15 protein-coding genes and 1 pseudogene are annotated in these 15,984 nt (G+C 37.4%); 8 read left to right on the top strand and 8 right to left on the bottom strand.

The features are described from left to right. Positions 1-97: 97 nt before the first annotated feature. From CWS20_RS15400 to CWS20_RS15375, 6 genes are all read right to left on the bottom strand, one after another. A complete protein-coding gene (locus CWS20_RS15400; RefSeq protein ID WP_066195798.1) occupies positions 98-292 on the bottom strand; it encodes a hypothetical protein in 195 nt (64 codons plus the stop codon). A 73-nt stretch (positions 293-365) separates the two neighbouring features. Beyond that, positions 366-584 (bottom strand): YheE family protein, encoded by a 219-nt coding sequence (locus tag CWS20_RS15395; RefSeq protein ID WP_066195801.1) that lies wholly within the window; start codon positions 582-584, stop codon positions 366-368. A 157-nt stretch (positions 585-741) separates the two neighbouring features. Further along, complete coding sequence (locus CWS20_RS15390; protein ID WP_066195803.1) at positions 742-1,914, bottom strand: YheC/YheD family endospore coat-associated protein; 1,173 nt, start codon at positions 1,912-1,914, stop codon at positions 742-744. Next, the gene (locus CWS20_RS15385; RefSeq protein ID WP_066195806.1) at positions 1,911-3,281 is read right to left on the bottom strand and encodes a YheC/YheD family endospore coat-associated protein; all 1,371 of its coding nucleotides are present in this window, start codon (positions 3,279-3,281) and stop codon (positions 1,911-1,913) included. Before CWS20_RS15385 ends, CWS20_RS15390 begins: the two co-directional genes overlap by 4 nt. A 5-nt stretch (positions 3,282-3,286) precedes the next feature. Beyond that, positions 3,287-4,360, bottom strand: a complete 1,074-nt coding sequence (locus tag CWS20_RS15380) for a YheC/YheD family endospore coat-associated protein (RefSeq protein ID WP_066195808.1) — start codon at positions 4,358-4,360, stop codon at positions 3,287-3,289. After that, positions 4,329-5,741: a YheC/YheD family endospore coat-associated protein gene (locus CWS20_RS15375; protein ID WP_158237009.1), complete on the bottom strand. Its 1,413-nt coding sequence runs from the start codon at positions 5,739-5,741 to the stop codon at positions 4,329-4,331. The genes CWS20_RS15380 and CWS20_RS15375 overlap by 32 nt, the downstream gene beginning before the upstream one ends. Positions 5,742-5,884: 143 nt before the next feature. Here CWS20_RS15375 and CWS20_RS15370 point away from each other — a divergent pair, with 143 nt between their 5' ends. The 6 genes from CWS20_RS15370 to CWS20_RS15345 all read left to right on the top strand — a co-directional run bounded on the left by CWS20_RS15370 (position 5,885) and on the right by CWS20_RS15345 (position 13,029). Beyond that, the gene (locus CWS20_RS15370; protein ID WP_066195813.1) at positions 5,885-7,024 is read left to right on the top strand and encodes a DUF445 domain-containing protein; all 1,140 of its coding nucleotides are present in this window, start codon (positions 5,885-5,887) and stop codon (positions 7,022-7,024) included. A 75-nt stretch (positions 7,025-7,099) separates the two neighbouring features. Then, entirely contained in the window at positions 7,100-7,450 is a 351-nt protein-coding gene (locus CWS20_RS15365; RefSeq protein ID WP_066195815.1) for a YlbF/YmcA family competence regulator, read from the top strand. 155 nt (positions 7,451-7,605) lie between these two features. Further along, positions 7,606-8,475 (top strand): Cof-type HAD-IIB family hydrolase, encoded by an 870-nt coding sequence (locus CWS20_RS15360; protein ID WP_066195817.1) that lies wholly within the window; start codon positions 7,606-7,608, stop codon positions 8,473-8,475. 146 nt (positions 8,476-8,621) lie between these two features. After that, positions 8,622-10,139 (top strand): coproporphyrinogen III oxidase, encoded by a 1,518-nt coding sequence (locus CWS20_RS15355; RefSeq protein ID WP_066195819.1) that lies wholly within the window; start codon positions 8,622-8,624, stop codon positions 10,137-10,139. A gap of 287 nt (positions 10,140-10,426) precedes the next feature. Further along, positions 10,427-12,043: a long-chain fatty acid--CoA ligase gene (locus CWS20_RS15350; protein WP_180321516.1), complete on the top strand. Its 1,617-nt coding sequence runs from the start codon at positions 10,427-10,429 to the stop codon at positions 12,041-12,043. A 194-nt stretch (positions 12,044-12,237) separates the two neighbouring features. Continuing rightward, complete coding sequence (locus CWS20_RS15345) at positions 12,238-13,029, top strand: enoyl-CoA hydratase (RefSeq protein ID WP_101226342.1); 792 nt, start codon at positions 12,238-12,240, stop codon at positions 13,027-13,029. Between the two features lie 87 nt (positions 13,030-13,116). On the opposite strand, the gene CWS20_RS15340 is transcribed toward CWS20_RS15345, so the two are convergent. Continuing rightward, a complete protein-coding gene (locus CWS20_RS15340) occupies positions 13,117-13,302 on the bottom strand; it encodes a YhzD family protein (RefSeq protein WP_066195826.1) in 186 nt (61 codons plus the stop codon). 149 nt (positions 13,303-13,451) lie between these two features. Here CWS20_RS15340 and CWS20_RS15335 point away from each other — a divergent pair, with 149 nt between their 5' ends. After that, positions 13,452-14,351, top strand: a complete 900-nt coding sequence (locus CWS20_RS15335; RefSeq protein WP_066195830.1) for an ABC transporter ATP-binding protein — start codon at positions 13,452-13,454, stop codon at positions 14,349-14,351. Next, on the top strand, positions 14,344-15,603 hold the full coding sequence (locus tag CWS20_RS15330) for an ABC transporter permease (RefSeq protein ID WP_066195832.1): 1,260 nt from the start codon (positions 14,344-14,346) through the stop codon (positions 15,601-15,603). The genes CWS20_RS15335 and CWS20_RS15330 overlap by 8 nt, the downstream gene beginning before the upstream one ends. A gap of 178 nt (positions 15,604-15,781) precedes the next feature. On the opposite strand, the pseudogene CWS20_RS28490 reads toward CWS20_RS15330, so the two are convergent. Then, positions 15,782-15,984 (bottom strand): annotated as a pseudogene (locus CWS20_RS28490) (CotG/ExsB N-terminal domain-containing protein); the annotation flags it as partial.

The raw sequence follows: 15,984 nt of genomic DNA, 5'->3' as shown, positions 1-15,984 counted from the left end.
AAAAGAGCCTCTTTATTTTTAACGCAGAATAACGGGCGGTTACACTGCCTGTAAAAGCAAGCTGATCAGAATTAAATACGCCACGTGTGGTGGCACTTTATTCTTCAGAATGATGAGGAGGCTCCTCTTCTTCTAAATCTCGGGCTTCTTCTATATTTGTCAAGCCGCCCCGGACTTGGACAAGCCCGCCTGCCATTCCTTCATTAATAATTCGATCGATATCTAAATAAGCTTCATTTCTGCCCTCGTTTTCCAAGTCCTTTTTTACATCCTGCTCTTTTTTATCAGACATGGCCATTGCCTCCTTTAAGAAACTTTCAATTAGGTTTCCAAATAAAGGAGATGTTTATGCATGAAGGTGAGAATTATCGTTGATTATCATACACATGATATAACATTAATTCATGTATTCGGCCTTTCAGTTCCTCTTCATCTCGTGCTTCAGGCTTTTCAGACGTCCATTCAATTGATCCATCCTGATGATAATATCCCGCATATTTTTGTTTCGCAAAATAAAATGAAAACTTCCAGCCTGGAAGCTGTTTATTTTCGTATAAAGAACTGTACTGGAAATGTGTTAACATCGAAACCCCTCCTATAATATATTGTAACGGTTTTTAAGCGAATACCCAAGTGCGTTTAAAGGGCAATGATTCCATCCTTTTTTGTCTATTTTGATAATTTTTTTGATTTCCATGAGCTGCTCACGATATAAGTAGGACCCTTCCCGAGTAAAGTCATTTATTTAAATCCGCTTAATGCTAAACATAGTTGAGTAAGCCTTTGAATTCTCTTTATTTCAATTTCGTTTTCATCAAAAATCATCGGTTTTGAGTTCACTTCATAAATATAATAGCAACCATCTTTAGAAAGTCCAGTATCAATGGAAAATTCCCCGAAAACACCAAGATGTTTTGAAAGAACATTTCCTATTTCGCTTACAATTTCTTTAAAGAATTGATCAAGGTAATCTGTTTGAAACTTTTCATATGGAATCAGTTTACCACCATGAGGAATATGCGTGGTTATTTGCTGGGTCTGTGATTGACGAATTCCAACTCCTGTTACTTCATGATTGTTCCCGTTAAAATGAGCAAGTACCCGAAAGTCATAGCGAAATCCATTATAAAGTACTGGATCAATTGCTTTTTGAGCTAAGTATTCATAAGTGTCCATCTTGTTTTTCCATTCATTCCAAAATTGTTCAAACGATGTAAATGATATTGTGTCATTGGTGCCAGCTAAACTTAACTCATCGTTTTCCTGCATAGTCAGGAGATAAATACCTTTTCCTTTTGCGCCATTAGCTGGCTTTAAGTATATTTTTTGCATCTTAATTAGAAATTGGTATAAGCCATCCTTCTTATTTATATTAATGATTTCTGGTAAAAGAGGTTTGATTTTATTAGAAGTTTTTAGTACTTCAAACAGCCTATCTTTATTTAAAAAATTGGGATTGAAAAAGGGAATTTCATTTTTAGAAAAGAATGCTCTAGCTTTTCGAAAGCTGTCTGTATTTTCATCTCGTCTAAATGGTATCCGATTATAAACGATATGTGGAAGAGGTGCAGTGACAGCTACCCATTTATTTTGATTTTGCATAAACACAAATCCGCTAATAGACCTTTCATTAATATCATCTGAAGTAAATATGATAGTCAGACCATTGTTTTTCTGCACTTCCTTCTGTAATGAGAGAAAAAGCGGACCATTTCCAGCAAACGATTCTTTTCTTCCTTTACTTGTGAGGATGCCGATAATCGGACCGGCGAAATGGTTATTTATTTGAAGATGAAAGTGAAGCCAGCTGCTATCTGGCTTTTGCACTTTCATTGTGGGTAAAAGATTACTGCCAAGCAATGCTCCATCAAGGCTATGCCATTGGTTGTTTTGTCTATCATAAAATACATTCATTTGAACAGTTCCTCTGGACTTGCCATCATTTGTTCTGTTAAATAGATGGAAAACGATAGTGATAACTTACGCGTAAGTAAATCAAAATCCTTTAATTGAGGATGATTAAAAATAGATCTTCCAGGCTTAGAATTCGCTTCAAACAGCCAAACATTTCCTTCGCGATCGAGCCCGAGATCAAATCCAATTTCACCAATAATGCCTTCGATTTGTTCATCAATTGCTTTACTCAATGCAATCGCTGCTTTTTCTAATTTATCCACTGCTTGAACTTGCTCATTTTTGTCTTCAAATATCTCATTGATTGATTTTACTTCACCGCCGTTTTTTACATGTGTTGTCACACTTCCTGTGCCAGCAATTTTTCCTGCAATAGCTGTTACATTCCAATTGCCATTTTCATCTTTGTTTGTATGAACTCTAAAATCAATCGGGCGCTGAACTTTTCTTAATAAGTGAATCCCTTGTTGGACAAGAAGTCTATTTAATTTTTTGCCGGCAAATACATGTGTCATCAAAGCTTCAAGTGTTGGAAACTTTCTCAATTTATTACTGTCTGTTTTATAATCACGATACCGGCAATAATAAGCATGTTCATGTTTATCATAAATGACTTGATGAATGCCTAACCCAAGGCTGCCGTTGATTGGCTTAATATAGACATGCCCATAATCAGCCAGCATTCTTTCTATGGCTGAGAACGAAGTGAATGGCTGGGTTTCTGGAAGATACTGTAATATACTTTCTTCTTGCTGCAAACGTTCATTAATGTCCAATTTATTAAAAAAGCCTGGATTATACCATGGGATTAAGTATTCTGATTGAAGTCTCGCTTTTACTTGTCTTTGCTCTTCCTGCCTCTCGCTTTTTCGATTGGGAAGCCGGTCATATATGACATTAGGGATGGGGACCTCTATAGATTTCCAGCCATCTAAATGATAAAACAAACCATTGATTGTTCCATGTTCCCAGTTAATATGCTTTTCTCCAAACAGAAAAGGGAGTGCGCCAATATTTTTACTGACAGATAATAATTTGGCAAAGAACATTGTTCGTTCGCCAACAGGTCTCATTGGGAAAGGGGTAAATCCAGAAGTGAAAATTCCAATCAATGGGCCAATCATCAATGTCTCGTCTTGAATAAATAGGTGGAGCGGAATCTTCATATCAGGAAATTTGATTTTTTCTGCAATATCTTTGCTAATCGTAATTTTTTGCCGGTTATCTTGCTGCTGTCTAAACTTTGCATCGATAGAAATTGTTCCAAATGCGATATGATATAATGCTGTTTTGACTTCTAACTCGTTAGGCAGGAAGACGGAACCAGTTGATTCATCCGTAATTTCTATTTGATATCTGCTTCTCATGCAAATCATTTCCTTTCAAAGGTATTTGCGGAAAGTAGGTGCTTCCCAAAAAGAATGGGAGCTAAATATAATTGTTCGGCTAATTCTGGCTTTGTCTCAAGTACCATTTTTCTACCCGGCTTTGAGTTGATATCCAATATCCAGATTGCACCATTGTTTTCGATGCCTATATCTATACCGATCTCAAAAAGTGGGGGAAATGTACTTTCTAATAAAGCGGGAAGCTTACTTAAAATATCCTCCAATTCTTCTTTAAGAAAAGCACGCTGTTTGGAAGGAAGCGTATTAACCCATTCAGTAAATGAAGTGATAGAACCTCCAGCGCTTAAATTAGAAATAATTCCATCAGTTTTCCCGGTTCTCATACCTCTGCTTAATTCATTCCATACCCCTTTTTCGTCTTTTTGCAGGAAAATGCGTAAATCAAACGGCTGGTTGTTTTCATTTTTTAAATATAGTAACGGTTGAATGAAATATTGATATTTCCTTGTTAGTTTTGTTAACCAATTTGTTGCGGATTTGACCGACATAGTTTGTGAGATATGTTTTTCTTGCTTATCTGTGCTAATGATTAAATTGTCATTTAATAACTGTACTACATAGATGCCTTTCCCTTGTGAGCCATTAATGGGCTTTAATACGAGCTGCCTATCTGTTTTTAGCTGCGCAATAAAACTTTTAGCAGAAGTGAATGGCTCAGATTTAGGCAAATAAGGTGAAAGTGATGATTGTTTGAGCGTTCTGTAAATTTCAAGTTTATTTGGCAGCCCCATACCAAGGAAGATAGTCTTGCCGCTTTGTTTCATCCAATTCACAATTGCTTGACATTGTTTGGAATGAAAATCTTCTTGATAGTAGCAACGGTCATACACCAGCTCCGGCAGTAGAAAAGTACTTGATTCCCACCTATCAGCATCTTTATTATAAAACTCTCCTTTAATATGTTTACTCCCAGGATGAATATCAGTGGGTATAAATCGATAGCAATTCATGCCATTTGCATTTGCTCTTTTAGCAATTTCATTTATATAGGTCCGTTCGCTTGTATTATTTAATGTCATAATTCCTAAAGATATCATGTTCAGGATCCTCCTTGTTTTTTATTTTGGAAAAAGCAAGTGATGTACAATATTCAACGAGCGCTTTTGCAGAAGGTCGAACTTTATTAAAATGATTTTCAGTTTTCTTTGAAGGCTTTGAGTTTGCTTCAATAATCCATAAGCCGCCTGATTCGTCAACTCCTAAATCAATCCCTAATTCACCGAAAAGACCATATGTTTTTTGATCGATAATGGTACACACCTCTGTTGCTAATTCTTTCATTAAGGCTAATTGCTGAATGGCTGTGTTTCGGTCAAATAGCTGTGTGAGTAACGATATTGGCTTCATCACCTCGCCACCTTGGGCAAGATTGGAAACAAATTGCTTTTCGTTTGAAATACGAGCTACTGTGGATGTTACCTTCCAGAGGTTTTGACTATTTTTATGACATAGAATCCTGAAGTCTAAAGGACGGTTATGATAAGACAATAATGAAATCCCTTGTTGAACAATATACTGCCTTTCTGGCATATGTTTGTTAAATGAAATTAAAAAGTCTTCAATCGATTCGTATAGACGCTTATTTTCACTGTCTAGTCCCGAGGAATAAGCAGCTTCATAACCAATAGCTGTTTTCTTAATTTGAATGATCTGTCTTCCTTGACTGCCGTGAGTCGGTTTAATGAATAGGGTAGAGTACTTCATACATAAGTTAGCAATATTAGAATGATTCGCAATCGCTGTATCGGGCAGATAAGGTAATATATGTTCCTCCAAGTGCAAAAGCTGATGTACATCAGCTTTTGATAAAAATCGTTCATTGAATAATGGAATATTATGTGATGAAATTATTTTTCTCAGATGAGTAAAGCTTTTTGTCTTTTCAATCCTTCTGGAATGAATGCGATTATAAATAACATTAGGAAGAGGAACTTCAGCCTTGATCCATTGTTCGTTTTGGTAATAATATCCTTTCGTCATCCCTTCCTCAACATCTTTTGGATGAAGAATATATAAAAATCCGCCATTTTCGGAAATGATTTGCTGCATCTCTAAACAAAAAGAATGAATCGATCGAAAGTAGGGTAGCGAATCCGTATCATTTTCAATAAAATCTGTTAGTACACCGAGTAAGGGCCCAAGGGTTAAAGAATGATAATGAGATGAATAGAAGGCAATTAGTTTAATATTTAATAAAGGAAATAATAGTTCATCTCGTATCGCCCCACTAATAAAGACTTCATCTTTCGTATTTGAAGCACAATCAATATGAACATGGATTTCTTTTTGACCGAACTTGAGTAGAATCGGCTGGCTAATATTCAAACCCCAAAATTGTGCTAGTGAATAGCTGATAGATAGCTTTGCTTCGTGGCAATCAAGCATCGTTTTAATCGTTACCGGTATAAAAGCGCTCATTATCATTCCCCATTTGCTCGCCAAGCGTGAGTGGATATATAATGAAAAATAGGCGAATGCTGATACGACATCGTATGAAGAGTAAATAAAAATGGTGAATAAGCAAAAGGCTCTGTTTTAAAAAGAAAGGTAGAGGAACATTAATGGAAATATTAACAACCATCGTATTAATGGTCGTCATTGGGGCAATCGTTGGCGGCGTAACAAACTATTTAGCGATAAAAATGCTGTTTAAACCATACAAGGCAATATATATTGGCAAGTGGCGCCTCCCGTTTACACCAGGTCTAATTCCAAAAAGACGAGATGAAATGGCAGTGCAAATGGGGAACCTTGTTGTAAATCATTTATTAACAGCTGAAAGCATCAAATTAAAGCTAATGAACCCAATTTTTCAAAAGGAAATAACAGGCTTAGTTCAAACCGAACTATCGAATGTCCTCGATTCTGAAAAGTCTGTTAACCACTTACTCGATAAATGGGGCATTTCAGATGGACAAAAGAAGACAGAATCGTATCTCAATGACTGGCTGGAAAGAAAATATGATGAATTAATGGAGACATATCGTTATCAACCAATAAAAAATGTTCTGTCTCCAGAGATAATTGCAAAAGGAGAAGAAAAAATCCCTGTAATTAGTAAAATGATAATTCAAAAAGGTGTGGATTACTTTTCCAGCGATGAAGGGAAAATGAGAATCCAAAGAATGGCGGATGATTTTGTTCAGGGCCGCAGTGGCATGCTAAGAAATATGCTGCAAATGTTTTTAGGAAATGTTAATTTAGCAGAAAAAATACAGCCTGAGCTGATAAAATTTTTAAATAATGAGGGTACGGAAGAAATTATTACAACGCTTTTGATGAAAGAATGGCATAAACTTTTAGAAAAAGAGACAAGTTTGATTGAGGAGCAGTTTGATAAGGAAAAAATAATGCGTATCATTAAGAGCTTTTTCAATAATGTCGCATCAGTTCCATCCGTATTCAATGCATCTATATCCAGCCTTACTGTCAAGTTCCGCCCGTATTTGATAGATGAGCTGGCACCTTCGTCCGTAAAGATGCTAACTGAATGGGCTGCAGAAAAAGTGGAAGGGCTTATGAAGAAGCTGAAATTAAGTGAAATTGTCCGCGACCAAGTAAGTTCATTCTCTTTTGAGCGTCTGGAAGAAATGGTCTTTTCTATTATTAGAAGTGAACTAAAGATGATTACTTTCTTAGGTGCATTTCTTGGAGGACTGATTGGAATTATCCAAGGGGTGCTGGCAGTTTGGATTTTATAAAAAGGGTTCCTATTCGATTTCCTATTCATAGTCTGTTATAGTGGTATGAAGTCTTATGAAAAGGAAGTGTTCATCTTGTCAGTAAATCTACATGATACAGCATATGAATTGGAAAAAGCTATTCGCGAAAGTGATGAGTATATAGCATTGAAAGAAGCATATGATGCAGTTAACGCTGATCCATCAGCAAAAGCAATGTTTGATAATTTCCGTAATATCCAAATGGAGCTGCAGCAAAAGCAAATGACAGGTCAGGAGATTACACAGGAAGAAGTGGAACAAGCACAAAAATCAGTTGCGCTTGTTCAGCAGCATGATCAAATTGCTAAGTTAATGGAAGCTGAACAACGTATGAGCATGGCGATAACTGAATTGAATAAAATCATCATGAAGCCATTGGAAGATTTATATGGGGCCGCACAATAATTTGAATGAAATGGGTGTAAGCTTATCGCTTACATCTTTTTTTATTTTCGCTAATAGATGTTACGACGTCGAATTTCGCTTACTGTTCTAATTCAATACTTACCGACATAAAAGTGAGGTAAGGACAATTTTCATCAGGAATAGGGGGCAAGAAGATGATTTATCGTCTACTGGCTATAAATATTGATGGTACCCTTCTGCAGAGTAATGGAAGGATCCATAAATCAACTAAAGAAGCGATAGATTATGTGCAGCAAAAAGGAATATATGTTACCCTCGTCACTTCGAGAAATTTCCCTTCGGCTAGAAAGGTGGCTAAGGCGTTAAAATTAGATTCTCTGCTTGTCACTCATAGGGGAGCATATATTGCCGGTTTATTAGAAAAACCAATTTTTGTTAAAAGGATTCCAGAAGCAACTACGTATGAAATGGTAAGAATTCTGGAGGGATTTCCGTGCCAGATTAGACTCGTTCATGAAAAATTCTCTTTGGCAAATAAGTCAAAATTAAATCATAACTTACTTGCGAAAACTGTTTTTACTTCAGGAGACCCGGTTTTTTATTCCCAGCAGTTTGTAGAGTCTTTGAGTGAAACAATCATTGATGATCCCGTTACACCTCCGAAAATAGAGATTTATTTTGAATATCCTGAAGATTTAGTTGATGCGCAAACGGCAATTGAAGCAGTATTTGGGGACGAAATAAGCACGATTGTATTAAGCGAAATGCGTCTTGATATTGTTCCAAAAGAGGTATCTAAATTAAATGGACTTCTTTACTTAGGCGATAGACTCGGCATTAGCAGACAAGAAATGGTCGTAATTGGCGATGGTTCGGATGATTTAGAAATGATCGAAGCAGCCGGTTTAGGTGTAGCTATGGGTAATGCAACAGCAGATGTGAAGAAAGCAGCAGATTGGCTTACTAGAAGCAATGACCAGCAAGGCGTTACTTATATGGTAAAGGAACATTTTAGAAAGCAACATCCAATTCAATTTTTAAGGAAGATGAATCTCTTAAAATAAATAATCCCATGGACATTCAGTCTTTAGTGATTGGATGTTCTTTTTGTTGCCGCGGCTGAATGGATGAAACCTGTAGTTGACCTTGTATAATCAATTTTGTACACTTAAAGAAGTTTGTGCAAAAGATGAAAATAAAGGTGAATAAAATGATACTATCCATTAACGGACTAGAAGATGAACGATTTAATAGACCGCTCCAATTAATTGGGAATTTATTTTTTGAAGAGTGTTCAATCATAAGTGACGGAAGTGAAGAAGAGGCGGCCGATGCTGTGCTGACTTTTCAAATTCAAGTTGAAGATAAGGTTAAGGTTAACCTCATTTTGCAAGACAATGAGGGCAATGAATATAGTACGGAATATGAAAAAAAGTTACAGGCGTATGTAACAGATAAAGAATATTTTAAACAGCAAAAATATGCTGTATCCCATGCTTATTTATCTGTACTTCAAGAGTGGACAGGGGTCATCCAGAAATGGGGTATCCTAACAGGGATGCGTCCAACTAAACTCCTTCATCGGCATATGAAGGCTGGGAACAGTCTGGAAGCTGCCCATAAACAGTTAAAAGAAGACTATTTAATTACGGATGAAAAAATTGATTTAATGCAAAGAATCGTCGAACGCCAATTAGCGTGCGTACCTGATTTATATGAGTTGAAAAATGAAGTAAGCATCTATATCGGTATCCCTTTCTGCCCGACTAAATGCGCTTACTGCACATTTCCTGCATATGCGATTAATGGCCGACAAGGATCTGTCGATTCATTTCTCGGCGGTCTTCATTATGAAATGAAAAAGGTCGGCAAATGGCTTAAGGATAACGATGTCAAGATTACGACAGTTTATTATGGCGGAGGAACGCCAACTAGCATTACTGCAGAAGAAATGGATATGTTGTATGAAGAAATGTACGCATCCTTTCCAGATGTAAAAAACATTCGTGAAGTAACTGTTGAGGCAGGAAGACCTGATACAATCACTGAAGAAAAGCTGGAAGTGTTAAAGAAATGGAATATTGACCGCATTAGCATCAATCCACAATCGTATACACAAGAAACATTGAAAGCTATCGGAAGACATCATACCGTTGAAGAAACGATTGATAAATTTCACCTTGCTCGCAACTTAGGTATGAATAACATTAATATGGATTTAATTATTGGTTTGCCAAATGAGGGCGTGGAAGAGTTCGGCCATTCTTTATACGAATCGGCAAAACTTATGCCTGAATCCCTTACTGTTCATACACTTTCATTTAAAAGGGCCTCTGAAATGACAAGAAATAAAGCAAGATATAAAGTCGCAGAGCGTTCAGAGGTTGAAAAAATGATGAGTATGGCCGAAACTTGGACACAGAATCATAATTATGCCCCTTACTATTTATATCGGCAAAAGAATATTCTAGGCAATCTTGAAAATGTAGGCTATGCACTGCCTAATCAAGAAAGCATTTATAATATCATGATTATGGAAGAGCAGCAGACTATCATTGGAATAGGATGCGGGGCTGCAAGTAAGTTTATTCACCCTGAAACAGGGAAAATTACTCATTTCGCAAATCCGAAAGACCCGAAATCTTACAATGAAAGCTACGAACTATATACAGATAAAAAACTTATCATACTAAACGAATTATTTAATAAAACAGAGTCACCAATTTGACCATGTTAACCTAGCTGCCTGTCTGTTTTGACACGCTGCATTCGGTCACTCGCAAAAAGGACTGCACAGAAAAAATGTGCAGTCCTTTTCCGCATCATGCGATGGTTCTGCTCGAATCGAACGAGAACGTCACTTAATTAGTTTTTATAGTCACGCTTAAGTTAGAAATAAAAAAACTGTACGTAATAGGAGGATTAATTATAAAAAAGAAGAATCTAATAGGTACAAAAGATCATAAACTTCTAGAGGATAGAATGAAAGCGTTTTACTAAAGGAGGGAAATAATAATGATGAACACACCCTTGACAATGACGCAAATGATCAAAAGAGCTGAGATGTTTTTTCCAAAGAAAGAAGTCGTATCAAGAACAGAAACTGGAATCCACACCTTTACGTACAAGGAGATTGCCGACAGGACGAGAAGACTGGCTTCGAGCTTAGAACAATTGGGTGTGAACCGTGGCGATAAAGTCGGCACGCTGGCATGGAATCACCATAGGCATCTGGAAGCCTATTTTGCGATACCATGCAGTGGTGCGGTGCTGCACACCATCAATATACGTCTTTCACCTCAGCATATTGTTTATATTATAAATCATGCAGAGGATAGAGTATTATTGATTGATCCAGATTTGGTTCCCCTCATTGAAAAATGTCAGGATCAGCTAAAATCAGTTGAAGCCTATGTAATTATGAGCGATTCTATGGAATTGCCTGAAACAACTTTATCGCCTGTTTACAATTATGAACAACTGTTGGAAAACGCTGATGCAAATTATCAATATCCAGACGATCTTGATGAAAATTCTCCTGCTGGAATGTGCTATACTTCTGCAACAACCGGAAATCCGAAAGGAGTTATCTATTCTCATCGCGGCATCGTGTTACATAGCATGGCCATTGGGATGGCAGATAGTGTGGGAGTCAGTGAACAGGATATTGCTATGCCGATTGTACCAATGTTTCATGTGAATGCATGGGGACTGCCTTTTGCGGCAGTATGGTTTGGCACAAAATTGGTCATGCCGGGTCCATATTTCACACCTAAGCTAATCGCTGAATTGATTCAGGATGAAAAAATAACAATTACAGCGGGTGTGCCTACGATATGGCTAGGATTGCTAAAGGAGCTTGAAGAAAACTCATATGATATGAGTTCATTGCGCGGCTTATTATGCGGTGGTTCTGCTGCCCCTAAAGGCATCATTCGGGCTTTTGAAGAGAAACATAAAATCCCGTTTATTCATGCATATGGCATGACAGAAACAAGCCCATTAGCAGTCGTTGCAAATCTAAAAAGTTATCAAAAAGACTTGCCGTATGAAGAAAAACTGGATTACCGAGCAAAGCAAGGTGTGTTAGTTCCAGGGCTTGAAATAAAAATTGTCAGCGAAAAAGGTGAAGTAAGCTGGGACGGGAAGGAAATGGGCGAGTTATGTATACGCGGTCCATGGATTGCATCTGAGTACTATAAAGATGAAAGAACCGCAGACGCCTTCCAAGACGGATGGCTCCATACGGGTGATGTCGTAACAATCGATGAGGAAGGTTTTGTTAAAATTGTCGACAGGACAAAGGATTTAATTAAGAGTGGAGGCGAATGGATTTCTTCAGTTGATATAGAGAATGCACTGATGGCGCATGAGGCTGTATTTGAAGCGGCAGTAATCGGGATACCGGATGAGCGCTGGCAGGAACGTCCGCTTGCATATATTGTCTTACATGAAGCATATAAAGACAATACGACAAAAGAGGAACTATTAAATTTTCTCACACCGCAATTTGCAAAATGGTGGATACCGGATGATGTACAATTTATCACAGAAATACCTAAATCCTCTGTAGGGAAATTCCTCAAACGCGAGTTAAGAGAACAATATAATAAACAGTTAACTGAAAAGTAGAAGATGAAAAAGAAATCTAATAGTCAATACTGGCTATTAGATTTCTTTTGTTCTGCAGAGCTACATAAATACAAATCAATTACACTAAAATTTTCAACAAAAAAAGACGAAAAAACAAAAAAATACATCAAAATTGCGAAAATATAGAATTATTATTTATAATAGAATTATTAATGCTTAAGGAGGAGATAGGTTTGGCAATTGATTTTGTAACAGATACAGTAAATCTAACGATTGAAGGCCGTGTAGCAACAGTGGAAATGAACCGTCCTGAATCTTTAAACTCTTTAAATGTGGAGATGATTAAAGGTTTGGCTTCTGTAATGAAGGAAGTCAGCAATACTGAAGAAGTAGACATTGTTGTTTTAAAAGGATCAGGGCGAGCATTTTCTTCAGGTGGAGACATTAAAACGATGCTTTTAGAAGCGAATGAAAGCGATTTCCCAGTAGTAATGGATGCAATTAATGAACTTGTCGTTACATTGTACAGTATGCCGAAGCTGACAATTAGTGCTGTAAAAGGTGCTGCAGCAGGTCTTGGGTTTAGTCTAGCACTAGCTACAGACTATATTGTAGCAGATAAAGAAAGTAAGTTTGCCATGAATTTTATTGGCATCGGTCTCATACCAGATGGAGGATCTCATTTCTTCCTTGAAAGCAAGCTAGGTGAGGATAAGGCAAAGCAACTTATCTGGGAAGGAAAGCCAATGCTTGCAGAAGAAGCATATAAAAAAGGACTTGTGCATGAGGTTGCTGAAGAAAACCTAGAAGAGGCGCTCAATAAGAAGATTCAACTTTGGTTAAATAGCCCAGTTCAAGCGATGATCAAGACAAAGAAAATCCTTGCAGACAAAAATCGGCCATTGTTATTAAAAGTGCTTGAACTGGAAAAAATCGGTCAGGCGCAAATGCGAAGGACAGCGGATCATAAAGAGGGCATAGACGCATTTATCCAGAAAAGAAAACCGATATTTAAAGGAAAATAATTAAATTGGCCTGAGCGTATGCTCAGGCTTTAAAATTCGAGAAGTGATTATTTGCTTTGGCGCTGGCAAGCCACTCTGCTTTTCTTTTCACCTATGAAACAGGACTAGTTTTCCGGCTGGGGAAGAGCAACGATGGGTTTTTTCTTCCAGTTGTTTTTCTTTTAGCAATTGTTCGCCGATGCTTTTTGCTTCTGTATCGTCATTTGCTTGAAAGGCCTCGTCCAGGATTTTTTCGCCTGTAGGTTCAAAGGCAGTAAGTTTGTATGTTTTCATGGATTATCCCCCTACTTATCAGTGAATGAAAATTCAAATAGTTACTATTATTCTTACATAATTTTTAATAATGTGCAAAAGAAAAATTATTAAAAAATGAACCTTTTTGGCAATCTATAACGTATAAGTGGTGAAGGGAGGAATTCTGTTTGACATTAAAAATAGAAAATATAACAAAGAAGTTCGGGCAGTTTACAGCGGTAAACGACCTTTCACTCTCTATTCCTGAGCAGGAAATGTTTGGTTTTTTAGGAGCGAATGGGGCAGGTAAAACGACAACCTTTCGTATGATCTTAGGCTTGATTGATCCAACTAAAGGGAAGATTACCTGGAATGGTAAGCCAATAGATTATTCAACAAGTGAACTAATTGGTTATTTGCCGGAAGAAAGAGGATTATATCCAAAATTACAAGTTAAAGATCAGCTTGTTTATTTAGCAAGACTAAGAGGAATGAAGAAGCAGGATGCCTTAAATGAACTGGATATATGGCTTGAACGCTTTAAGGTTCCTGAATATAAAGATAAAAAAGTGGAGGAGCTATCAAAGGGGAATCAGCAAAAGATTCAATTTATTTCTGCAGTCATACATAGACCTCAGTTGTTAATACTTGATGAACCATTTAGCGGCTTAGATCCAGTAAATGTTGAGTTGTTAAAAGACGCAGTCATCGATTTAAAGAATAGTGGAACAACCATTGTTTTTTCATCTCACCGCATGGAGCACGTGGAAGAGCTTTGTGAGCACTTATGCATTATGCAGAAAGGTAAACCAATTGTTCATGGAGAGCTTCGTGAAATCAAAAGATCATTTGGAAGGAAAAATCTAATTGTACATGGTGATTTTTCAATGGATTTCTTTAAAAGCCACCCGCTTGTTAAAAGGGCGCGGATAACAGCAGAAGGAGCTAATCTGCAGATAGAAGATGAATCTGCCGCACAGCAAATTCTTAAAGAAATCGTTGATCTAGGCTTTATTAGAAAATTTATGATTGAAGAGCCTTCATTGAATGATATTTTCATTGAAAAGGCAGGTGCCGCATATGAATAATTTCTGGATTATCCTCTGGCATACTTATATTACTAAGCTAAAAACGAAATCATTTATTGTTACAACCATCATTACCGCTTTACTTATCGTCGTTCTGGCGAATATGAACAATATTATCGGCTATTTTTCAGATGATGATAAGAATCAGATTGCGGTTATTAACGAAACTGAGGCAACATTTCCATTAGAAGAACAGCTTGCAGCCTTAAATGAGAATATGGAAATTGAATATTTTAACGGTACTGTTGAAGAAGCGGAGAATAAAGTGGTTGAAGGCGAATATGAAGGGCTATTGATTTTAACTCTAGGTGAGGATAATCTTCCTGCGGGAGAATACAAATCAAGCAGTATTGCAGATTCTACAGTAGCTGCCAGCCTGCAAAATGTGCTCCAGCAAATTAAAACAGATATGGCGGCTGAACAGCTGAACCTATCTCAGGAGCAGCTTGCGGAATTATATGCTCCTGTTGAATTTAATTCAACGGCGTTGGCAGAAAATGCAAAGACAGAGGAAGAGCTAAGTCAGGCTAGAGGGCTAGTATATGTGTTGCTTTTCCTCATATATTTTGCAGTGATTATGTACGCAAGCATGATTGCAAATGAAGTAGCAACCGAAAAATCATCCCGTGTGATGGAAATACTTATTTCGAGTGTGCCTCCAATCAGGCAAATGTTTGCAAAAATTTTAGGTATTGGCTTATTGAGCTTTACGCAAATGGTTGTCATCGGATTAGTTGGCTATGCTTCATTGAAGAGAAATTTATCATCAATGGAAGGCGGTTGGTTTGAAGCATTCGGCTTTAGCGACTTATCCATGAGCACAGTTTTGTATGCAGGCATATTCTTCTTGCTGGGATACTTCCTGTATGCAACTCTTGCCGCATTCCTCGGCTCGCTTGTAAGCAGAATTGAAGATGTCCAGCAAATGATCATGCCGATGACTATGCTAATTGTTGCAGGCTTTTTAATCGCAATGTTTGGGCTAGGCCAGCCGGATTCAACCTTTGTGACAATTACATCTTATATTCCATTTTTCACGCCAATGCTCATGTTCTTAAGAGTGGGAATGCTGTCATTGCCTATATGGGAGCCGATTTTAGGCATTACCATCCTAATTGGAACGACTGTAATTTTGGCTATATTTGGGGCAAGGGTGTATAGAGGCGGCGTATTAATGTATGGAAAGTCCTCATCCTATAAGGATGTAAAAAAGGCTTTACAGTTATCAAAGAAAGAAGACTCCGCCGAATAACAGCGGAGTTTTTTTGCTTTTTAAATTAAACAATAGTTGTACACATGGAGATGTAAATCAAGATGAGCATAAATAAAAAGGCTTCCCACAACAAAGTCATTTTTTTCAATGCTTTTTTGAAGTTAGCCTCGTTTTTATGATTATCCAGCTTCTGAGGTCGAGATCTTAAGACGAATGTTTATCTCCCTAGTCTAAGTTCCCACATATTTCCGTTTTTCCAATAACGTCTTTGTGTTTTAAATTGTGTTTCATTTCCTCTGTTTGAGCGTGATCTGCGCGTATCTCTAGTTCTGCGAGAACGGCGTGATCTGCGCGTATCTCTAGTTCTACGAGAACGGCGTGATCTGCGCGTATCTCTAGTTCTGCGAGAACGGCATGATC

Source organism: Cytobacillus horneckiae (assembly GCF_002835735.1).
Taxonomy (GTDB): Bacteria; Bacillota; Bacilli; order Bacillales; family Cytobacillaceae; genus Cytobacillus; species Cytobacillus horneckiae.
Note: the sequence above shows the minus strand (reverse complement) of the source record. Positions and strands in the feature narration are given on the sequence as shown.